General features: G+C 68.5%; 9 protein-coding genes. 2 read left to right on the forward strand and 7 right to left on the reverse strand.

All coding sequences use genetic code 11. The features are described from left to right. Positions 1-467: 467 nt before the first annotated feature. From QHF89_RS12110 to QHF89_RS12125, 4 genes are all read right to left on the reverse strand, one after another. A complete protein-coding gene (locus QHF89_RS12110) occupies positions 468-2,738 on the reverse strand; it encodes a patatin-like phospholipase domain-containing protein (protein ID WP_136968523.1) in 2,271 nt (756 codons plus the stop codon). Positions 2,739-2,750: 12 nt separating this feature from the next. Next, complete coding sequence (locus tag QHF89_RS12115) at positions 2,751-4,370, reverse strand: SIR2 family protein (protein ID WP_284720395.1); 1,620 nt, start codon at positions 4,368-4,370, stop codon at positions 2,751-2,753. After that, entirely contained in the window at positions 4,367-8,227 is a 3,861-nt protein-coding gene (locus QHF89_RS12120; protein WP_136968525.1) for a serine/threonine-protein kinase, read from the reverse strand. Before QHF89_RS12120 ends, QHF89_RS12115 begins: the two co-directional genes overlap by 4 nt. 577 nt (positions 8,228-8,804) lie before the next feature. Then, positions 8,805-9,260 carry a hypothetical protein gene (locus QHF89_RS12125; RefSeq protein ID WP_284720396.1) on the reverse strand — a complete coding sequence of 152 codons (456 nt, stop codon included), beginning with the start codon at positions 9,258-9,260 and terminating at the stop codon, positions 8,805-8,807. Between the two features lie 508 nt (positions 9,261-9,768). Between QHF89_RS12125 and QHF89_RS12130 the strand changes: the two genes are divergently transcribed. Beyond that, positions 9,769-12,810: an LVIVD repeat-containing protein gene (locus tag QHF89_RS12130; RefSeq protein WP_136968527.1), complete on the forward strand. Its 3,042-nt coding sequence runs from the start codon at positions 9,769-9,771 to the stop codon at positions 12,808-12,810. Positions 12,811-13,187: 377 nt separating this feature from the next. On the opposite strand, the gene QHF89_RS12135 is transcribed toward QHF89_RS12130, so the two are convergent. Together QHF89_RS12135 and QHF89_RS12140 are read right to left on the reverse strand one after the other, a co-directional pair. Continuing rightward, entirely contained in the window at positions 13,188-13,598 is a 411-nt protein-coding gene (locus tag QHF89_RS12135; protein WP_136968528.1) for a DoxX family protein, read from the reverse strand. A 90-nt stretch (positions 13,599-13,688) separates the two neighbouring features. Further along, positions 13,689-15,032, reverse strand: coding sequence for a sigma 54-interacting transcriptional regulator (locus tag QHF89_RS12140; protein ID WP_136968529.1), 1,344 nt, complete (start codon positions 15,030-15,032; stop codon positions 13,689-13,691). A gap of 155 nt (positions 15,033-15,187) precedes the next feature. On the opposite strand from QHF89_RS12140, the gene QHF89_RS12145 reads away from it, so the two are divergent. After that, complete coding sequence (locus QHF89_RS12145; protein WP_136968530.1) at positions 15,188-19,624, forward strand: protein kinase domain-containing protein; 4,437 nt, start codon at positions 15,188-15,190, stop codon at positions 19,622-19,624. On the opposite strand, the gene QHF89_RS12150 is transcribed toward QHF89_RS12145, so the two are convergent. Then, positions 19,613-21,931 (reverse strand): WD40 repeat domain-containing protein, encoded by a 2,319-nt coding sequence (locus tag QHF89_RS12150; protein ID WP_136968531.1) that lies wholly within the window; start codon positions 21,929-21,931, stop codon positions 19,613-19,615. The two genes, QHF89_RS12145 and QHF89_RS12150, sit on opposite strands and share 12 nt — an antisense overlap. Positions 21,932-22,247 lie beyond the last annotated feature (316 nt).

A 22,247-nucleotide genomic window follows, 5' to 3' on the forward strand; every position in this document is an offset into this window, starting at 1 on the left:
GCGAGACTTCGCGTCCACCATCGCCCAACGCATCATCGAGCGCCGCGCGCAGCGAGCGTCAAGGCCGCGGTGCGCCCGCGTTGCGGGTCGAAGAGCCTGGACGCTCGCGAGCACGGCGCCACCGTCTGAAGGGCGATGGCGGACGCCCCTGTCGGAGGGCCCTGCCAGCTGAGGCCGAGAACGAAAACAGTTGCTCGACCCCGGACCAGCGAGGCGCTGGACCCAGGGTTGAAAAACTGCGCTCCGCGCAGTTTTTCAAACAGGCCGACGAAGAAGCCGGGTGGCCAGCAGAACCCGCGGCGCGGCTGTCTCGGTTGGCAACGCCGTCGCTGGTCTTGACCGGGCCTGTTCGATGAACTGCGCATCGCGCAGTTCATCGAGCCTGGGTCCAGCCCCTGGCTGGTCCGGGTGCAGGGGCGGACAGCCCCTGCTGGGGCCTGGGGCAACGCCCCAGCGCGGCGGCGCCCTCACGCCGCCATTGATGCCGCGCCCCGGCGCTCGTCCCACCACAGCCGGAGCGCGTCTGATTTGTCCCCGACCGTGGCCTTCGCCGCGTCCTTCAGGCTCTGCTGCTCCTCGGGCGTCAGGTACCAGCTCAGGGCCGCGTCGCCGGGGAATTCGAACGTCACCTGCTGGAAGAAGCTCTCCCCGAATCGCTTGTCGAGGTGGATGCGCCGGGCCACGGCCTCCACTTGCTCGTCGTTGCGGAAGCGCATCACGCTCTCCCGCGCCGCGAGCACGGCGGAGACGGGGGACGTGAGGCCTTCGAGGGCCCGCGCGATCCGGTCGTTGAAATGGTTGCCTGCGGGCTCTGGCCGCTCGATGCCGTCGCGGATTTGCACGAGCAGGATGCCGCTCACGTTCTGTTCGAGCCAGCTTGTCCGGAGCATTTCGTCGAGAAAACCACATGCGACGTTCACGCCGTAGTTGTCCCAGTAGCCGGCGTCCACGACGCGCCTGCGGGGTACGGTCGGCAGGGCGGCGGCGGGGGACACGAACGGGAAGGAGGCGCTCATCCGGGCCGCCGTCGCGAGGCGGAGCGTCTCCCGTGAGGGCACGGGAAAGAGCCGCGTGATCTCGTAGCCGGAGCGCGAATAGACCACGTGCTGGCCCTCGACGCCGATGGCCGGCCCGTGCTGGACGAGCAACGTATCGAGACAGAGATTCGAGATGAGGAGGCGTTTGCCGTCCTCGACGAGCATCGGGCTCCACACGAGCGAGGGGCGCCATCCGGCCCGCTCGTCGTGCCCGAGCCGCGAGAGCTTCGTGCCGAGCGCTGGCATGTTCTCCACGAATGCATGCTCCAGCGCCGTGCCACGGTCGTAAAGCTCCCGGTGCACGGAGGGTCTTGCCCATGCCCCGATCCGCGCGGGCACGTCGCTGAACACGAGCGCCGCGGCCACGCGCGACAGGCACTCCTTGGCGACGTTGGCGACGAGCCAGTCCGAACCCTCCGCGTCCGCCGTGCGGTTTTCCGGCGCATCTTCTTTGTGATACTCCGACGAACCGACCGTGTGCGCCGGCCCTTCGAGCGTCGCCACCCAGTAGGCCGCGCCCACCATCCCGCCGGAGGCGCCGCTGATCATGCGCACGTGATAAGGGAATTCTCGGCGCTCGGGCTGATCGAGCTGCTTTTCGAGCTCGCGCAGGACGGCCGCGGTCCAGACCGACGCGCGGATCCCGCCGCCGCTCGTGCAGACCAGCACGAGCGGCCGCTTCTGGCCGTTCTCGTCCGTCCAGCGGAACTCCTCCACGGGCCGCGGCAAGAGCCCGGCGTGCAGGCCGGGCGCCTCGTAGTCCGCGAGGTGCGTGTGCCCGGCCGCCTTGCACCCTTCGCGACAAGGCTGCTCCTCGATGTGCCGATACGCGTCCATCAAATCGGTGAACCGGGCCGCATATCGATTCCGGCCGAGCACGTAGAGCACCAGGATGGTCACGCCGACGAGCAGCAGGGAGTGCCATTCCTCCAGCCAGTACACGAAAAAGCCGTCGGTCGCGCCGAGCAGCGCGAGCAGGACGCAAAGCCCGGCGGCCGCGGGGATCTTCCTCGCCCGGAAGCAGCTCGCCACGATGTACATCACGGCCAGCAGCGCGAAAAACGCCGCCGCGTACACGTGCTCGTGCAGCATCCCCCGGGGCGCCTCCGCCCGCGAGGTCTGCGACAGACAGTCCCCGAGCCCGTGGATGCACGGGCGAAACCGCTCGCCGAGGCCCTGGACGCGCGCCAGGATCGCGCCGTTCGTCCCCCCGAAGACGAACCCCAGCGTGAGGACGACGCCGAGCTCTGCGCCGAGCAGCGTGTACACGGTGGTCCCGAGATCGGCGAGCAGCCGCTTCGAGTCGCGCCGCGGGCGCCCGTCCCTCTTGCGGACGAAGCGGGAGACGAGGGAGACGAAGGCGACCGTCGCGAGCACGCCCCAGAGCGCGCCGAGGTAATTCAGGATGTCGAGGGGAATGCCGTGCCCGCGGCACAGGTGCAGCTCGTCGGGCGAGACGAGGTAACTCACGTAAAAGAGCTCGCTCGCGAGCATCGCCAGGGAGAGCCCGATCGCGAACTGCGCCTTGCGGGTTTGCCCCCGGAACAGATACGGCAGCCCGAACGCGCGCCCGAGATCGTGAAAGAGCACCCCGAGGACCCCGATCAGGGGCCCGAGCAGGAGCAGGTGCCGCGAAAAGTCGAGGACCACGCGGAACAGGTACGGCGGCGTATCGAGGAGCTTTCGGAAGGTCTCCGGCATGGATGGTCCTCGTCAGGGCGTCCGCGGCCAGCCGAGCCGGTGCAGGAGCGACTCCAGGTATTTCCACGCCGGCGCCGCCTTCACGGTCGGGTCCCGATCGACCTCGTCGAGGAATCGCTGCAATTTGTCGGCGAGGCCGCGCTCGGGATCACTCAAGGCGCCCTCGAAGCGCGGGTGCAAGAGGTACGCGGTCGTCCCCGTCCTGGCGAGCAAGCTATCGAGGAAGAGCTCCAGCCGCCGCGCGGCGTGGGCCCACGCCTTGTCGCTCTCCTCGCTCCGGCCGGCCGGCGGCGACGTCGATTGCATGTTCACCCAGTCGAGATCGTTGCCCCAGAGGCTTTGCTCGAGCGGCGACGAGAAGAGCGACAGCGCCGTGCCGAACCGGCCGGCGGGCGAGGTCGCGTCCGCCTTCGCGGGGACACGCGCGCGCCGGACGGCGTCCGCGATCCGGTGGAAATTGTCGTCGCGGAGCGAGAACCCGATGAAGAGCATGTGACGCATCAGGAGCAGCGCTTGCACGATCCCCGCGAGCGCCTGCCGGCGGAGGTCGTATCGCATGTAATCCTCGCGGGTCAGCACGATGTTGTCGGGATCCGTCACGCACCCGTGCATCTTGAGCACCCATCGCGACGCCCCGGATTGGGGCTCGTGGGGCAGCACCGAGACGGTCATCCCGGCGGCCTGCGAGGCGCGCTCGAAGAGCGTGTCGTAGTTCGTCGTGATGACCTCGCGCGAGGGCAGCGCCGCGAGCAGCGCGTGCGAGAGGGCATAGCCGTGGACCCGCGCGAAGGCGTCCGCGATTCTCTCCCCGAGGATACGCTTGCTCGCCTGCGGCGGCAGGCCCGTCTCCAGGCGCAGCTCGATGGCGCGGGCTTGATCGAGCGCGCCGAGCTCCTTCAGCGCGCCGAGCTCCTCCTCGGTCATCCCCGCGTTCCGGGCGAGGTCCCGCAAGAGCCCGCCCCAATCCGGCAACCCGGCATTCTTGCTGACGCCAGCGCCGACGAAGAGGACGAGGTCTCCATTCGCGGCGATGTGCGCGAGGCGCTCCCCCTTGTGCCACAGCCGCTCGTCGAGGTCGGGCCAGGCCGCGGGGGTCGCCCCGCGTTGCGCCTGCGCCGACGCATACGTGAGCTCGTCGTTGCTCACGAGCGCGATGTCCACGTCCTTCACGGCCGCCATTTTTTGCAAGACGGGGACGAGCGCGCGCACCACGTCTCCGGTCCAGTGGCGTTTTCCGCCGTACCGCGTGCCGATGACCGGCAGGGCGAGCAAATGCTTGGCCCGCCCATTGCGCGGCGGCGTCGCGTGCGCGTGCAGATCGTCCGTCACGCGCTCGATGAACTCTTCCGCGCCCGCGACGAACCAGGAGACGTCCGTGCTCGGGACGGCGGCGACGTTGCCGACCCAGGGGCGGGGCAGGTGGTCTTCCCATTCCACCACCTTCAGCATGCGCTGGGTTCCGCGCCGCCATTCTTCCGTCGGTTCGGCCCAGCGCTGGGCCCGGCCTTGGAGATGGTTGAACGAGCGCGTCCAGCTCCTCGACGGCATCGCGTCGATATCGCAGGGCACGAGCCACGCGTCGCACGAGAGCAGCGTGAGATCGCCGTGGACGATGAAGAGATGACCGCTCATCGGAGCCTCCATTCGCGCGCGTGCGCGAAGGCGCGGACGTTGTCCTTTCGGGCGAGGTAGAGCGAGCGGGTCCGGGCGTCGTGGATGTGCTCGGCGCGGACCTCGATGTGCCGCAGCGCCTCGCGCAGGGCGTCCTTGGCGGCCGCGGCGTCTCCGGCCGCGTCCCACGTCTCCGCGACGGCGAGCCGGAAGGGGACGTCGAGATACCCGGCGCCGTCGAGCGCGAGGAACGAGGGGAGGCGCTTGTCCACGGTCGCGCGCGCCTCGTCCACGCGCCCGCAGGCGACGAGCGCGCGCAGGTGCGTGGCTGCGTGCCAGTACATGAGCATGCCGCCCGTGTCCCCCACGGCGTCGACGGCCCGCCGCGCGTGCGCCTCGGCGAGCGACGTTTGCCCGCGAACGAGCGCGATCTCCGCGAGGACACGGAAGCACGCCGCCTCGTAAAAGGCCCCCACGGGGGCGTCGAGCGCCCTCCGCGCGAGGGATTCGCTCTCCTCGAGGGCCGACGGGTCGTCTCGTTCGAGCAGCGCCTCGCTCAGGTAAAAGGCCGCATTCGCCGTTTGATACCCGTCCTGGATCCGCTCGGCGAGGGCGAGCGCCTTGCGCGAGGACGCCTCGGCGACGTCGAGGTCGCCGAGCTCCCGCGCCGCGAGGCCGTGGAGGACGTGCGCCAGGCAGAGCTCGTGGAAGACCTTCCCCTCGGCGAGCACCTCCATGGCGCTCTCGATGCGCGCGCGGATCTGCGTCAGGCAGGGCTCCACGTACATGGCGGCGAGCGAAAGCCAGAGGCGCGCGATGCCGCGCGACCGGGGCTCTTCCAGCGCGTCGAAGTGCTCGAGGCGCGCCCGCGTCTTTCGGCGCACCTCCCCGAGCGTGCTCGGAAAAAGCGCCGTGGAGACAGAGTGCAGAATGGCGGTCGCGCAGACGAACGGGGGGAGCGCCTCGGGAGCAGGCTCCACCTGGCACACCTCCTCCGCGAGCTTGAAGAAAGCATCAAACGCCCCCACCTGCGGCAAGGCGTGGATCATGCGCTCCGCCGTCCGGCACCACCAGAAGCTCCCTTGGGGCAGCATCGAGAGCGCTTCGCGCCCCGCCGACGTGGACGCCTGCCACAAGCCGAGGCCGTATTTCGCGAGGGCGAGGATCGCGAAAAGCTCCCCGCGGAGCAGGCCCTCCGCCTCGCTGTCGAGCCCCTTCGCCGCGCGCTCCGCCGCCTGCCAGAGATCGTTCCGCCCGAGCGACTCCGCGGCGGCATTTGCGTAAAACCGCGCCGCCCGCGCGCGATCGCCGCCTTGCTCCGCGTGCCCCGCGAGCGCCATCGCATCGGCCTCGCCCGCGCCTTCGAGCCATGCACCCGCCGCGAGATGCGCGTTTTGCCGATCCGCGTCCGTGAGCAGTCCATACGCCGCGTCCTTCACGAGCGCGTGCCGAAAGCCCATCTGGATTTCCCGAGGAAATCGGCTCTCCTTGTGCAGCTCGACGAGCTCCTCCTCGACGAGCCGGCCGAGCCACCCGTCGACGTCGTCGCGCGCGCCCCACGCCGCCACGATGCGCCGGACCCCGCCCACCCAAAATGTCTCGCCCACGACGCTCGCGGCGCGCAGGAGCCGCCGCTCGGGGGCCGATAACTTCGCGAGCCGCGCCTGGAGCATGGCCACGACCGTCTCCGGCGCCTCGTTCATGTTCCCCTGGGCGGCGGCCCGGATGAGCTCCTCCAGAAACAACGCATTGCCCTCGGAGAGCTTGACGATGCGCTCCACCGTCGCCGGGCCGACGGCCTCGCCGAGCACGGCCTTGACGAGCCGCTCGATCGCCCGCCGGCGGAGCGGCCTCAAGGTCATTTCGTACATCCGCGACGACGTCACGTTGGGGAACAGCTCGCGCGTCTCGGGCCTTCCCAGGCAAAACACGAAGAGCGGCATCTGCCCGGGGCTCCGCAAAAGGCTCCGCACGAGCTTCACGGTGAGCGCGTCGCCCCATTGCAGATCGTCGAGGACCAGGGTCACGGGCTGCGCCGCGCATGTGGCCGCCATCCACGTCGAAAACGCCTGCCCGATCTGCTCCTCCATGACGAGCGCGTCATTGCGCGCGGCCCAAAGCGGCGGGCTCGCCTCCGCAGGGAAGGGGACACCACACAACTCGCCGAGGAACTCGCCCACCTGCCGCCGTTTTCCCGCGTCGACGGGCTCGCAGAGCCGCTCGAGCACCACCTCCCGCGCGCGCGCGGGATCCTCGACGGCGTCGAGACCCGCGTGCCTCCGCAAGGCGTCCCGCAAGAGCCCGTAGGGCGAGCCCGTCGTCAGCGGATCTCCGCGGCCGATGAGCAGCGAGGTCTCGGGGTAGGCCCCGCGAATCCTGCGCGCGAGCTCCCCGACGAGCCGTGATTTGCCCGTTCCCGGCGGCCCGAGCAAGAGGAGGCCTTGGGGCTCGCCGTCCTCGATGGCCCGCCCGAGCAGGCTTTCGAGCTCCGTCAGCTCGACCTCGCGCCCCACGCAGGGCGTCGGTTTGCCGAGGAGCAGGCGCCCGGCGCCCTCGTCCGGCCGTTCCGCGAGCAAGAGCGTCGCATTCGCCTTGTCCTCGGTGACGAACCTCGGTTCGAGCAGCGCGGCCGTGACGGCGTCGAGCCACACGCCCTCCTGCGCCTCGTGGCGCCGGCCTTCGAGCAGTTCTTTGGCGCGATCGATCGCCTCGCCCATGCGCGTCGTCCGCCCCAGCAAGGCGCGGCCCGTCACGACGCCGATCCGCGCGTCGGGCCGCAGCTCGCGTAGATACAGCGCCCCGCGCGCGGCGATCCGCGCCTGATCCGTGACCATGCCGCGCGCCGCGACGGCCGCGAGGATCGAGCCCTCCGCGAGTTCTTCCACGTCGAACCCCATGCGCGGGAGCGCCTGCCGCGCCGCCTCGTCGCTGCCCTCTGGAGGGTCGAACGTCGCGAACACGAGCGTCACGAGCGTCTGCTCGCCGGCCCCGGGGGGCGGGGCGGGGACCAAGGACACGGGCAGGGTCTCCGGGGCCGTGAGCGCGGGCAGCTTGGCGACGAGGCCCCGGAGCGCCGCGCCGTCGCGCGGCCGTTGCTCGTCGTTTCGGTGCAGCATGCTCGCGAGCAGGTCTTCCCATGCTTGCGGGATGGCGGGGCGAACTGCGCGCACCGGGGCGGGGACGTCGTAAAGAATCCGCGCGAGCACGCCGGCCACGTGCTCGGCGTCGAAGGGGGGTTTGCCCGTGAGGCATTCGTAAAAGATACACCCGAGGGAAAACACGTCCGTGGCCGGGCCGATTCTCCCGCCTTCAACGAGCTGCTCCGGGGCCATGTATTGGGGTGTCCCCACGAGGTGGCCCGTCGCCGTCAGCCGCTTCGTCGCGTTCATCGACCGCGCGATGCCGAAATCGAGCAGCACCACGTCGGTGCTCCTCCCGCCGCGCAACCGCAGGTTCGCGGGCTTCACGTCGCGGTGCACGATTCCCTCGGCGTGCACCGCCGCGAGCGCCTCGGCCGCGCACGCGAGCACGTGCTGCGCGTCGTCCGCGGCGAGCGGCCCGCGCTGGATCACACAGCGCAAATCCTCGCCGTCGATCCATTGCATCACGAGGTACGCGTGGCCGGCATCCAGGAAGCCGCGCGCCACGGAGCGCACGATGCGCGGGTGCTTGACCCGGTCGAGCAGCGCTGCCTCGCGCTCGAAGCGGGACGGCGCGTCCGTGGCCTCTGCCGGCAGCGGGATGAGCTTGAGCGCGACCGCCGCGCCCTCCGCACGGTCGAGGGCCCGATAGACCGTGCCCATCCCGCCCCGCGCGACGAGGTGCTCGACCTCGAACCGTCCGGCGACCACCTCGCCCGCCGACAGGACACGCTGCATCCGGGGACCTCCGACCGTACGCACGGCCGTGGCAGCTTACCCGACGCGCGGAAGTCCTGTCCATGCACGGAGCCGCGCGGCTTCGTGGTGCGCGGCCTGCGTGGGCGCGGCCGCAAAGGTCGTCGACGGGGTCCCTGGTCGTCGTGGACACGCTCGCAGAGGGCGTGGACGTGAAGGGCGGAGACGTCTTCGTCCTGCCAGGAGGACGTCGACATGCAGGAGGGAGGGCGTGTTCACCCTCCCGGAAGCTGTCGACGTGGTGGGGGGAAGGCGTGGTCGTCCTGCCTGGAGGCCGTCGACATGCAGGAGGGAGGGCGTGTTCACCCTCCCGGAAGCTGTCGACGTGGTGGGGGGAAGGCGTGGTCGTCCTGCCTGGAGGCCGTCGACAGGCAGGAGGGAAGGCGTGTTCACCCTCCCGGAAGCTGTCGACGTGGTGGGGGGAAGGCGTGGTCGTCCTGCCTGGAGGCCGTCGACAGGCAGGAGGGAAGGTGTGTTCACCCTCCCGGCAAGGTGCGCACGGCTTCGAGGCAAGGTGTCCTCGTGGTTCCCCTGCCGCGTGCGCGTCCTGCTCGAGGGCTCACTCGTACCATGTCGGCACGATTGCGCGGACCTCCGGGAGTGCTGCGATCCGGCAGAGCTTGTCCCACGCCGCGTCCACGAGCGCGCCGTGGTGGGCGACGCACTCGGCCTCGCCCGTGGGGAAGAAATAAAGCGTCTCGGCTGGTAGATTGCAGCCTGCGCGGCCGCGGGACGAGCCTGCTTCGATCGACGGCGCGATCTCCCGGACGTGCGCGAGCAGCGCCTCGTTGCCTGTCGGCAGGCAAAACTCGACCGAGCCGTCGTTCATGCACCCGGTTGCCTGCGTGAATGCAAGCTCGTTCGTTGGGCATGAGGAGGCGAGGGGGGAAGGCGCGTCGACCTGGGCATCCCCGGGCGGGGACGCGCAGCTTGCGAGGCCCAGGGCGAGGAGGAGGGACAGGCGCGGCGTGTTCATGGCTGGCTTCCGATGGGGAGGCGCGATATCGGGTTTCACGTGGAGATCTTCGTCTACAGCCGCGGCGCTGTCGAGCGGGTTGCGCCGCACGACGTCCCCCGGATCTCGCCGGTCTTGCCACGGGCCCGTGGAAAGAACTGCGCATTGCGCAGTTCTTCCCCCTTCGGTCCAGGCCGTGCCTGGTCCGGGTCGAGGGGCGGATAGCCCCCGCGGGGTCCGGGGCAGCGCCCCGGCGCGGCGTGTTGCGGCGGCCACACGGGACGTGGATCGCTCGGCGCTTGGTTCGCGTGGGTTGACAGCTCACCGTCATACCGATGTCATGGTGCGTCGTTCGCCCTTCCTTCCATGGGATGGGTGACGACAGGAGATCATGAACATGAGGACCTTCATCAAGGACGGTCGCGTGACGCGCGCTGCGCGAAACTCGGCCGTGCTGCTTCTTCTGGTCGGGCCGGGGTGCGTGACCAGCACGGAACCATTGTCGGAAGAAACGGCCGAGAGCACGGAGGCGAGCCAACGACCGACGTCCTTTTTATCGGCGGACCCTATGCCTCCCGTGTGGACGTGGGGCGAGGAGGAAGAGGAGGAAGAAGAAGAGGAAGAGGAGCGGCAAGCTTTTGCGGGGGGCGACGAGGAGGCCGTAGCGCCGAGTGCGGCGCTCGCGCAGGGCGACATCTACGAGGTGCTCGGCGATGGACATGTGCTCCATCTGAGCCGCTTTCGGGGGTTGCAGATCATCGACGTGGAGGACCCCGAGGACCCGCGCATCGTTGGTCGGCTGCCGATCTCCGGGGACGTGGTCCAGATGCACGTCAAGGGGGATCGCGCGCTCGTCGTGATGAGCGGTGCCCTCGCGTATCGCTCCGATCCGGCCCGGCTCGCGATGCACGACAGCCTGGGCGCGTTCATTCTGGAGGTCGACATCAGCGACCGTGAGGAGCCGGAGGTTCGCTCGCGGACGTTGCTGTCGGGCACGGTCAAGTCGACCCGCTTCGAGAGCGGCGCGAATGGGGACACGCTGTACGTGGGCACCACCGAGTATGGCTCGTTCCCCGTTCCCGGGTCCCCCTGGCCCGAGGCGCGGCACCAGACCTACATCAAGCGGTTCGCCTTGACGAGCAACGGCCTCGCGCTCACGAGCACGGCCGGGTTCCCCGGCGATTTGCGGGGCCTCGTGCACCAGGGCAGCGCGCTGGTCGCGGTGCACACCCAGAAGGTCGCCCGGGATCCGGCGACGCACGTCTCCATCGTCGATATCGGCGCGGGCGGCGCGCTCAGCGTGCGCGGCACGGTCGTCGCGCCGGAGGTCATTCCCTCCGAGGGCCATGTGGATCTACGTGGGCAGACGCTTCGGGTGATCTCCGGGCTGAAGGTCGACTTCCCCACGGCCGTCGCGCGCCTGCAGACGTGGAGCACGTCTGGACCGGGGAACCCCACGCCGATCGAGACGGTGGAGTTCGCGCCGGGCGCGTCCATTCAAGGGGCGTTGTTCACCGACGACAAGGCCTACGTCTCGACGACGCTGGTGCAGAATGGGACGTTCCACGTGTTCTCCGTGGACGCGGCCGGGCACGTGACGCTGCTCGGCACGTCACCCGAGCACGGCGCGGAGGATCATCTCCGCTCGGTCTTCGGAGGCAGCCGTCTGATCAGCGCCGGTCGGGTCGGCAAGTCGCCTTACCAGTATGCCGTGAGCCTGTTCGACGCGAACAGCTCGAATCCGCTGCTCGTGCGCGCCGCGGTGGACCCGATTTCGTCCGATTCTTCCTCGCAGCCGGATCTCCGTCAGAGCGGGCGCGCCTTCACCGTGCTCGAGAATGCCGTGACGGTGCAGGCGCCGAGCGGCGAGACGGAGACGGGGCTCGCGCTCTTGCCCTACAACAACGGCGACTGGAGCAACACTCCGTATATCTCGGGCGTGCAGCTCTTCACGTTCTCGGGCACCACGGTCACGCGGCGCGGGTTCCTGCCGCTGAACAGCCGCATGCAGCGCGCATTCCCCACCTCGGGCACGGTCGCCGCAGGGCTGACCGCGACCGAGCTCGGCCTGTACGATCGAAGCGACGTCGACAACCCCACGAAACAAGGTCACCTCTTCCTCGCGCCGAACTACCTCGGCATCTTCCGGTACGGGAATTACCGGGTGCGCGTGCAGAACCCCGAGGACACGAGCTACTGGAACAAGCCAAACGCGAAGGCGCGTGTCGAGGTGATCTCCCGATCGGGAGAGGCCCAATACGCGCCGACGCTCGCGAGCATCGAGGTGCCGCCGAACGCGTATTATTACAAGGTGGGCAACCTGCTCACGGTCGTGCGGAGTTTGAAGTGGCTGGAGTACACGGTCACCATCATCGATCTCTCGGATCCGCTGCATCCCCAATCGAAGGGTGATTTCGTGGCCACGGGGCTCCCGTTCACCGGGAGCATCGAGCCGGTCGTGCACCCGACGCACAAGTCGCTCACGTTCGTGGCCGTGCCGTCCAACCCGACGTACCAGGTCGGCGGCGATGTGGACGCCTGCTGGTATCAGACGCTCGAGCAATTCTCGACTTGTTACGGCCAGGAGGGTTGCACCTACTGGACGGGCAATCTGCACTGCCAGGCGCCGCTCGGCACAGGGCAATACGGCTGCGATGGTGGCTTCGCGCAATGCACCTATCACGTCGGCGCCGACCCCACATGCGTGCAGGTCGATTTCGCGACAGCACAACCCTACATCGTCGGCGGCTGCCAGCCCGCGACGACCTATCGCGAGGTCCGGCACGCCAGCGTCGGCGTGCTCGATCTCTCGGATCCAGCGCACCCGGCCGTGCGTCCCACCATCACGTTCGCGCCGGAAGAAGAATACGTGAGCAAGTTCTCGGACGGCGAGGACATGTACATCACGACGAAGGAGCCAGCCACGAAGCCAGGTGATCCGCGTCCACACGCAAAGTATTACGTGGAGCACATCGACTTCGGGCAATCCGGCCAGCCAGTCGTGTCGAAGATCAACGTGCCCGGTCGCGTCGTCGGAGTCGACGACGACGAGCTGACCCTGCAAGACCCCGTCTGGGGCGACGTGTTCCTGGAGTCCGCCGTCGCCCGCGTGGTGCTCGACGACGGTCTCGCCGCGCTGAAAAACTACCAACGATTCCCAGGCCGAGCGGTGACCTCCGTCGTCGCCGACGAAGACGGCCGGCCCGCCGTAACGCACGGTCTCGGCTGGAAGCCCTTCTGGTCGTACCACAACGGGCAGCCATGGGATTCCCGGCCCATGTTGACGCTCCTGAAGCCAGCCTCCGGCTCCGGCGTGCGCGGCTATACGGTGCGCGGGCAATCGCTGATCCAACTGTGGATGAGCCTCACCGCAGCCCGCGGGGACCATCTGTTCTTCAACGTCCCCGGCGGCGTGCTCACCGTGGCCTCCAAGCAGACCCCAAAGGCCCTGAGCTTCTTCCACATCCCCGCGCAAGGCACCTACCCCGAATACTACCCCGAGCCGCAGCCCGCCCTGCTCGTCGACGGCGACGACATCCTCTACGCCCTCGGACGTCGCGGCATCGTCCAGTCCGAAGACGACGACGTGAATCTGCCCGGAAGCCAGTAGCTCTCCCGCAAAGGCGCGGAGCCGGGAGCCGGGAGCCGGGAGCCCGGGGCGCTGCCCCGGACCCCGCGGGGGGCTGTCCGCCCCCTCGACCCCGGACCAGGCACGGCCTGGACCGAAGGGGAAGAACTGCGCAATGCGCAGTTCTTCCCACGGGCCGGTGGCAAGACCGTGGAGGTCGTCGCACGCAGCGGCACTTCGCCGATTGAAACGTCAGCGCTGCCGTCTTGGCTGGCAGGATCGCCTGTGGTCTTGCCACCGGCTGTTCGATGAACTGCGCATCGCGCAGTTCATCGAGCTTGGGTCCAGCCCCTGGCTGGTCCGGGTGCAGGGGCGGAGAGCCCCTGCTGGGGCCTGGGGCAAAGCCCCAGCTCCGCGCTTCAATCGGCTTTTTTAGAAGGCGCTGCGAATGCGGCTCGGATGATGTCGGGGCGGCGCAGGCCGTAGCCTATCCAGGCGAGGACGCCCATGAGGGGGGGCATGAACCATGGGTCGCTGACGCGGACGTGGATGGCTGTGGCGCCGCCGAGGTAGGCGGCGACGAGGATGGCGCCGACGAAGGCTGTGCGTGGGAGGAGGAACAGGAGGACGCAGGCGATCTCGACGATGCCGATGGCGGGGTATTTTTCGATGGGGAGCCCGAGGTGTTGCGCCGTTTCGAGGACGCCTGGGGGCGGCGGCTGAATGAATTTGCCGGCTGCGCTGATGACGCCCATGAAGAGGGCGACGAGCCCGGAGAGCGCCCATCCGGCGATGGTGAGTTTGCGTGAACCCGCGGAGGTTTCGGCCATGGCGCGGATGGAAGGTCTGAACGCGCGCTCGCGTCAAGGTGGAAGCACGTCGTCACGCCGCGCCGGGGCGTTTGGCGTGCTGGAACACGGCTACTGCCCGGTGCGCGTGAGGCCGTGTTGTTTCATGACCTTCTGTACGAATGCTCTGCCCACGTCTGCGAGCTGCGCTGCCCGCGATACGTTTCCGTCGGTGCGACGGAGTGCTTCGAGGAAGTATCCTTTTGTGTATTGCTCGACGAGCCGCTCGCGCCCGACGTGGTAGGGGACCTGGATGTCCACCTCGACCCGCGCGGGGGAGGTTTCGCTTGTGCTTTGCGCGGGGCGGGTCGTGTCGGGGAGCCCGAGGGAGAGCATGAGCTCCACCCGGTTCCTAAGCTCGCGCACGTTGCCTGGCCATGGCATCGACTTCATTTTTTCTAGAATGGCGTCGGGGAGCGGCGCGGGCGGGTTCGGCCGGTCGCGCCATTCCTTCTCGAAATGGCGCACGAGCAGCGGGATGTCCTCGACCCGCTCCCGCAGGGGTGGCAGCCGGACGGGCAGCACGGCGAGGCGGTAGTACAGGTCCTCGCGGAAGCGATCTTTGTCGACTTCGATCGCGAGATCGCGGTTCGTGGCGGCGATGATGCGTACGTCCACTTGCCAGTCCTTCTCCGCGCCGAGCGGGCGGATCACGCGCGCTTCGAGCGCGCGGAGCAGCTTGGGCTGGAGCTCGAGCGGCAGCTCGCCGATTTCGTCGAGGAAAAGCGTGCCGTTCTCCGCCTCCCGGAACCGGCCTTTGCGAGCGCTGACGGCGCCCGTGAAGGCGCCGGCGACGTGCCCGAACAGCTCGCTTTCGATCAGGTTTGCCGGGACGGCTGAGCAGTCGAAGACCACGAAGGGTCGATCCTTCCGTTTGCTCTTGGCGTGGATCGCCGCGGCGGCCACTTCCTTTCCCGTGCCGGTCTCTCCTTCGAGCAGTACGGTCCCATCGGCGTCTGCGAAGCGCTCGAGGAGCGCGTACACGCGCCGCATCGCGATGCTCTTGCCGATGAGGCCGGCGAAATGGTCGCGGTCCGGGAGCGGGAGCTCGATTTCGTCTTTGAGCATGCGGAGCCGGATGGCCGAGGCGCCGAGCACGATCGTCGCGTTGGGCCGGGCGTAGGCGTCCTTGATTCGCACGTCGTCCACGTAGGTGCCATTGCGGCTCTTCGTATCGAGGACGCGGATGGCGTCGCCTTCGATCCGCAGGGAGAGGTGCACGTGGCTGACCGTTCGGTCGGGGATGACGAGGTCGCAATCTGTGCCGCTCCCCACGCGCACCTCGGGCCCCGGCCGCTCGAACACCTTTCCGGCGAGGGGGCCTCGAATGCATTCGACGCTGATCTTGCGGGAGCGGAGGGAGAGACCGGTATCGGTCTCCACGGGCCACGTCGACTTCGCACCTTCGCGTTTCATGGACTTCGGCTATCTGCTCGCGCCGTGTCCCATGTCGATACCACCTTTGTGGTATTGCGTCGCGACCGGCGCGGGGCCTCTCCGTTCGCGGATCGTGGGGCGCGCGGCGGGTCTACGTTGCTACGGGGCGCGCCTTCTGACAGTCTCGGGGCAGGATGACCGTCGAGGAAACGTCCTGGGTGGGCCGCGTTTTGGATGTCCGATACCGCGTCGAGCGTGTCCTCGGTCAGGGCGGGATGGGGCTCGTCCTCGCCGTCCGGGATGCGGGGCACGACGCGTGGTTTGCGCTCAAGTTGCTCGTCGGGGAGAGGGCGGGAAGACTCGCGTCGGAGCAGCGGTTCCGGCGCGAGGCGGAGATCACGAAGCGCGTCCGGTCGCCGCACGTCGCGGAGGTGCACCACGTGGGGCGCCTCGTCACCGGCGAGCTTTACATCCTCATGGAGTACCTCGAGGGCAAGGATCTCGGCAAGGTGCTCGAGCGCCGCGGCGCGTTGCCCTTTCAGGAGGCGCTGCAATACGTCATCCAGGCCTGCGCCGGCCTCTCGGTCGCGCATGCGATCGGCGTCGTGCACCGCGACATCAAGCCCTCGAACCTCTTCCTCGCGCAGCGACCGGATAAGCCCCCGATCATCAAGCTGATCGATTTTGGCATCTCGAAAGCCGGGGAGGGGGAGATCGATCTCACCCGCACGGATGCGTTCCTCGGCTCGCCGCTCTACATGTCGCCGGAGCAATTGACGGCCGCCAAGAACGTGGATGCCCGGAGCGATTTGTTTTCCCTCGGCTCCGTCTTTTATCAGCTCCTCACCGGGGTCGCGCCCTTCGCGGCGGACAACGTCACGGAGATCGGCCACCGCATCCTGCACGCGACGCCCGAGCCGCCGACCGGCGTGCGTCCGGAGCTGCCCTGGCAGATCGACGCGGTGATCGCCAAGTGCCTCGCCAAACGCCCGGACGATCGTTATCAGAACGCCACCGAGCTGTCTACCGTGCTGGAGACGCTGCGCCACCCCGCGGAGGTCGCGCTGGAGCATTATCTGGATCCCGGGGCGGGGGAGGAGGGGACGACGCAGGGGACGATGTCCACGTGCTCGTTCACGTCCGATGGCAGGAAGTCTGCGGATGGATCCATGCCGAAGGTCCTCGACCGACAGCGGGCGATCCTCGCGCGGGGATATACGGGCATGCCTCCGGCGGCGTCTCCGCGGCAGCCGGAGCACGTGCCCGTCCCGCCGGCGCCCGCGTCGGAGCCGCCGATGACGATACCGTTCAGCGTGCCCCTCCCCGAAAATCCCTCCTTTGCAGGGCGCGATCGTGAGCTCGCCGCGTTGCACGAGGCTCTCTCCGCCGCGACGCCGAGCTGGTTCAGGCCCGCGAGCATGATGGGCATCGGGGGGGCCGCGGGGATTGGAAAGACCGAGTTCGTGGCCGCATATGCGCGGCGCTATCGCGATACGTACCCCGGGGGTGTGTTCTGGTTCGACGGGATTGAAGACATCGACGCGCAAATCGACAGGCAAATCGGCGCAGACGAGCCGAGCGCCGCTCGGCGGCGTGAGGCCTTCGAGGACCGGTTCGCGCCGCTGGGCCGCGCCATAAGAGGACGCCCGCTCTGTCTCCTCATCATCGACACGGCCACCGATCGTGGTTCCACGGTCGCGCGCTGGGTCGACATGTCTCTGCGACGCGGGGCGATGCGGGAGGCGCAGGTGCTCCCCCATGTGATCCACACGTCTCGACTCGAGCCGTGGCAAACGCCCGGATACCACGTGCTCGGCCCGCTTGACGAGGTGGACGCTGCCGAGGTGCTCCTTCGTTCCGCCGGATCGAGCGAACCCTCCCCGGAGATCCGCGCCGCTGCCGAGGCCATCACCCGCGCCTTCGGGGGAATGCCTGCCCCGGCGTACGTCGCGGGCCGCGCGGTCGCGGCGCGTGGGGCCGGCGATGCGCGAGGGGGCCTGCTGGCGCTGGCCGCGCGGATGCCGGCGGAAACCTCCGTTGCGACACCCCACGAGGCCGCGCTCCGGGCGCTCCTCGCATTCGTCTCAGAGGGATTGCCACCGAATGCGGAGACCCTGCTGCGGGCGGCCGTGGTCTTCGCCGACGAACCTCTCTCCCTCCGCGCCTTCGGGCGCCTGCTCGACATGCCCGTCGGAGACGTCGCCGATGCGTGGGCGGAGCTCGATCGGTATGGCCTCCTGTGTCCCCGATCGACGCCGGAAGCGACGCGCCTTCGCTCGGGGGTGGCGTGGCAACGCGCGCTCGGGGTCGAGCCTGCGTGGGTCGCGGCGTGCTTCGTCCGCGTCACGACCTGGCTGTCGAGGATGCCTGCGCTCTATCAGGAGATCGAGGCGCGGAGCGTCGACGCTGTCGTGGTCGAGGTAAAACGACTCGCGCAAAGGGGAGCGGCCGCTGCGCCGAGATGGCTCGCCGAGCTGTCGCAGGTCCTGGGGGCGGAAGCGCCTCGCCTCGTGGATGAACCCGACGTGGATGCCATCGGCCGACGTCTCGGGCAAACCGTCCCCGAGGGAAAGCGCGCGCTCGCGCGTTATCCGCGCTTTCTCGCCCAATTGAGGGATGCGGCCCTGGAGCTCGGGTGCAATGACGTGCGCGAGGCTGTGGAGGCCGCGCTGCGCGAGGCGAACGCGCCCTGGCTGCGGAGGTGGACCTACCATCAGCAAGCAAAGCCGAAGTTGCTCGGGATCCACGATGCCACGGTGACGGCCGTGGCCGTGTCGGCGGACGGAACACGCGCCGTCTCGGGCGCGGCGGATGGTTCGCTTTGCGTGTACGACGTCGAGACGAGGAGCCTTCTCGCCGAGCTGCGCGGCCGCTCGGCCCCGCTGCGTCGCCTCGCCCTTTCGGCCGATGGGAGGATGGCCCTGTCGGCCGCGGAGGACGGCGCGCTCGAGGTATGGGATCTCGACGAGCGCCGTCGATGGTGCACCCTCGAAGGGCACGCCGCGCCCGTGGATGCCCTCGCGATCTCCGCCGACGGACGTCGCGCCGTTTCTGCGGCCGAGGATGGATTCGTTTGCGTGTGGGATCTACGAAAGGGGCGCGCGTTGCGGTCCCTGTCCCCCTATGCAGGGGTCCCGTGGTGGCCGATGTCCGTGGCGGCGTTGGCGTTCTCCGAGGACGACGGCCGGGTGATGGTCGCCTCGCCGCGCGGGACGATATGGTGGTTCGAGGTGGATTCCGGCGCCGTCGTTCGATCGATCGGGATCCACGAATCCCCGCTCGGATTTTCGCGCACGTCTTCGCGGACGCTCGTTCACACGAAGGGGCCCTTCGGCGGGCTGCGATTCCGGGACGTGGAGAGCGGCGCGGTCGTGTGCGAGGTCGGCGCGACGCTGGTCATGGATCCCGCGCCCGTGGCCGCCTGCGGCGAGCATTGCATCGTCGCCGAGAAGGACGCCGTCGCGAGGGTCTACAGCCTGAAGACGGGCGAGCTCCGCCGGAGGCTCGTGCGCCATCGGCCCGGTGGGGAGCCGTATCTCCATCAATATTATGGTACGACGGGGCATACGGGGCGCGTCACCGCGGTGGCGGCGAGCCTCGATGGAAGGACGGCGATCACCGGGGGAGCGGACCACATGGTCCTCTCTTGGGATGTCGAGCATGGCCCGGTGGCCCGGTACGAGGAGAAGACGGGTCCGGCCCGGGAGGATGTGGAGATCTCTGTCCTCGTCATGACGCCGGAGGGGGAGCAGGTGATCACCACGTGCGGGAGCGGCAAGGATCTCGCCGTGTGGGACGTGAAGACGGGGGAGCCCGTGCGGACGCTGCGGTTGCCCGACGGCGTAAAGCACCCGAACGAGCGTTTCAGGATCGCAGGACGCCGCGCCTACATCGTCGGCGAAGGCGCGGTGCACGTGCTCGACCTGGACAGCGGGAACCTCCTGCGCACATTCGAAGCGCCGGTCGGCCATCGGGTGGCTGCGTCGATCTCGGAGGACGGCCGCCGCGCGCTGATCTCACGAGAGAAAGGCCCGCTGTTCTGGGACCTCGAAAACGCGCAGGTCGTACGCACGGACCACGGCGCCGGGCGGGCATCGGCGACCTTTCTCGACCCGGATCACGTGCTCATCCAACGGAGCACGGCGCTCGAGCTCGTTGATTTCGCGACGGGCGCCGTTGTCCAGCCGCTCGACGGCATGCTCGAAAGAGGAGCGACCCTCGTCGCCGTGTGCTCCGGTCGTCGTGGTTGGTTTGCCACGCAGCAAGGGGCGGTCCTCGTCGATTTTTCTCGGGGCTCGATCACGAGATCGTTCTCGAAGAAAACGCACGCCATGAGGGGCCACGTCGTCGCGGCGAGCTTCGATGGCCGTTTCATGGCGACGCTGGGGAGCTACCTGCAGATCTGGAACGTCGAGGCCGACCGCCTGGAGGCCGAGCTGTCCCTCCCATTCCCGGTGTACGATCGCCCGAGCTTCGTCGCCATGACGCCCGAGGGGCGTACCGTTGTCCTCGCAGGCAGGCACCACGGGGTCCTCGAAAAATACCCGATCCCGCCTCCGCAGGCCGTGGGGACCATCGTGTTCGACAACTTCGTTTTGTCACGCGTGCATTTTATTCATCTAGAGGCGTAACCCTCCCTTGTTCTTGTCGTGATGCTGCCATGTCAGGAAGATCGGGTGGCGCGTTGCGATCAGGATCCTGCGGCCGTCACGCGAGATGGAGAGCGGGAATTCTTCGAGCCTGAAAACGGGGTTTGCCTCGATGGGAGCCACGGAGACGAGCTGGCCCGACGCGCGCTCCCAGATGAACGCGCAACCCTCCGAGATGACGAGGATGTAGACCCCGTCCCCCGTCATGGCCAACGAGTGTACGTCTTCGTTCAGATCGCAAAGGACACGGCTGTGGGCCTGGGGCGCGAACTCCCAGGCGACGAGCTTGTCGAACAGCGTGAAAACGGCGACCCGGCCATCTCGGGACACGACGAGCACCGGCTCGTAGCGCGAGTCGTGGGATGCCATGGCGTGCCGCGGCATCAAATGCTGCATGCTGGGATCCTGGAGGGTACGAAGTTCGTAGCGCTCCTTCGCCGTATCCCAGATGCAAAGATCATGGTTGTCCGTGAGCACGAAGACGCGCTGCCCGTCGTTCGAGAGGGCGATCCTCGGGCTTCGCGAGCGGGAGGAGACATTCACGGAGGCCTTCTCGATCCGTGTTTGTCGGGGAGGCGTGGGCTTGCGAAGATCGTAATGCGTGAGCGTGGCGTCCGACGCCACGAGCGCGAGGTGTCGTCCGTCGGGCGTGAGTGCGATCTGGCCTCGGTTCGGGGTCACGACGCCGAGCGAGGCGCCGTCCGTGAGATCGAACAGCTCGATGCCCCGATTCGTCTCGCCTGCGAGCACGAGGCCCTCCGGGGCGATCACGAGCGCTTCGCGGAAGGAAGCGTCGAGGGACCGCTCTTCGACCTTTTCTCCGCGCGTGACGTCCCATATCGCCACGTGTCCGTTCTGCGCCACGGTGATCGCATGGCAGCCATCCAGGCAAAAGGCCGCGGCGCTCCAGCCCGGACTTCTATCGACGCCGACAACCGCCCCTTTGGGACGTGTACAGGGCAAGAAGCGCGGTTCGTCGCGCTCCTCGAGTCGGCGTCGCGCCTGGACGCAAAGCTCGGCCGGCACGTTTTCCCCCGGACGCCCCATGACGTCTGCGAGTGCGATCTGCTGCAGGAAGAGCGTGTGCGTGCGTGACGCTTCCCGGCGCCGCTGCGCGATGCACCGGAGGAGATCGACGACCGGGCGGATCGGATGCTCGTACGGGTATCCCATGTTGTTATGAGAGAAAAGCCATACGACGGCACCCGCGTCCTCGAGGACCGCCGGCACCCCGCGCAGGTGGACCGCTTCCTCGAGCCAATCGAGATCGGCCATCCGTCTTGAAAGGCGCTCGTCACAGGAAGTGACGAACGCCTCGACGTCGTGGACCGTGGCTTTGACGAGTTTTGCGATCCGCGGGTGCAAGGAGACCCTGCCGTCGGATCGCTCTTCGAGCAGCTTTCGTCGGAGCAGCAAGGAGACGCCGGTCGCGAGGCGATCCGCATCGTCGCCGTCGTCGCTCAGGAGCGATTGGATCTGTGCCATCGAGCTCGCCATGCGCGCCGGCAAGAGCGAGAGGAGCCGGACGACACGTCGGGCCTCCTCGTTCACGAGCGTATCCCACGAGAGCCGGAACGCGCTGTCGATGGCCGCCCCGGGCGACGCCGTGTCGTCGACGGCCGAGAAAAACGGCAAGATGTCGCGAAGGCTGCGTCCCGGGTCCTCGTCGAGCGTCCCCGTCACGAGGCGGAGCGCGAGCGGGATCCCGCGGGTCGCGTCGACGAGGGCCCGGGCGCTGGCGGGATCACGATCCACGCAGGGCCCGAGCAACGCGAAAGCGTCGCGCTTTTGCAAGGGACCGATCTCGACCGTCGTACAGGAGAGCGCGAGATCATAACCCTCCGTGGTGAAGAGCGCCTTCTCGGCGCCGCGAATCTGCGCGGGGCTCTTCGACGGCAAAGCCCCGCCGAGGGATACGAAGAGCCCGAGCGGCGGCTCCGAACGCTGCTGCGGCATTGCCTGCCGCATCCTGTTGCGCACGTCGCTTTCGCCCCACGGCGAAAGCGCGCGGCGGGAGCGCGCCTGCCATGCGTCCGCGTCCCAGCCGCGCCTACCGGGCAATTGTTCATGCACCACCCCGAACACGCCGCGGTACGCCTCGTGGTAGCGATAGGCATACTCGACGACGAGCGCCGTCACCCCCACGCCCCCACCCACCACGTCGCGCGCGGCGCGCACGACGATGACATTGCTGCGCTGGAGGGCCGCGTGGATCTGCGCGAGCTCGGCTCCACGGCCGACGAACCGATCGTCGCGCCGGAACGGCAGGGAACACGGGGGCGTATCCATGGCCCGTGGGATCGTATCACGCCCCCGCGAATCACAACCGCGCCTGCGTCACGCGCAAGAGGCCCCGTTCGCGTGGACGTGGTGTTCGGTACGGAAAAACACCGCTGCACGAGGGAGCCGTTACGTCGCGGGACAACGAGAGCGGAACGTCGGGGGTGCGTCGATGCGATCCGCTCCGACGAACCCTGGGTCACATGCCGGTCGTTTCTTTCGAGGGCAGACGGGTATGTCTTGACGCCGCCGAAAAACTTCGGGTCTATGGAGGTGCAAATTTACGATTCCTCCCTTTCTTTCAAAGAGGTGGATGGTGAGGAGA

Origin of the sequence: Polyangium sorediatum (genome assembly GCF_029946465.1) — a bacterium.
Lineage (GTDB): Bacteria > Myxococcota_A > Polyangia > Polyangiales > Polyangiaceae > Polyangium > Polyangium fumosum.

What these genes read in the sequence shown, in the direction of transcription:
- QHF89_RS12110 (WP_136968523.1), bottom strand. Translation starts at nt 2,738, where the DNA reads ATGCCGGAGACCTTCCGAAAGCTCCTCGATACGCCGCCGTACCTGTTC.
- QHF89_RS12115 (WP_284720395.1), bottom strand. Translation starts at nt 4,370, where the DNA reads ATGAGCGGTCATCTCTTCATCGTCCACGGCGATCTCACGCTGCTCTCG.
- QHF89_RS12120 (WP_136968525.1), bottom strand. Translation starts at nt 8,227, where the DNA reads ATGCAGCGTGTCCTGTCGGCGGGCGAGGTGGTCGCCGGACGGTTCGAG.
- QHF89_RS12130 (WP_136968527.1), top strand. Translation starts at nt 9,769, where the DNA reads ATGCCTCCCGTGTGGACGTGGGGCGAGGAGGAAGAGGAGGAAGAAGAA.
- QHF89_RS12135 (WP_136968528.1), bottom strand. Translation starts at nt 13,598, where the DNA reads ATGGCCGAAACCTCCGCGGGTTCACGCAAACTCACCATCGCCGGATGG.
- QHF89_RS12140 (WP_136968529.1), bottom strand. Translation starts at nt 15,032, where the DNA reads ATGAAACGCGAAGGTGCGAAGTCGACGTGGCCCGTGGAGACCGATACC.
- QHF89_RS12145 (WP_136968530.1), top strand. Translation starts at nt 15,188, where the DNA reads ATGACCGTCGAGGAAACGTCCTGGGTGGGCCGCGTTTTGGATGTCCGA.
- QHF89_RS12150 (WP_136968531.1), bottom strand. Translation starts at nt 21,931, where the DNA reads ATGGATACGCCCCCGTGTTCCCTGCCGTTCCGGCGCGACGATCGGTTC.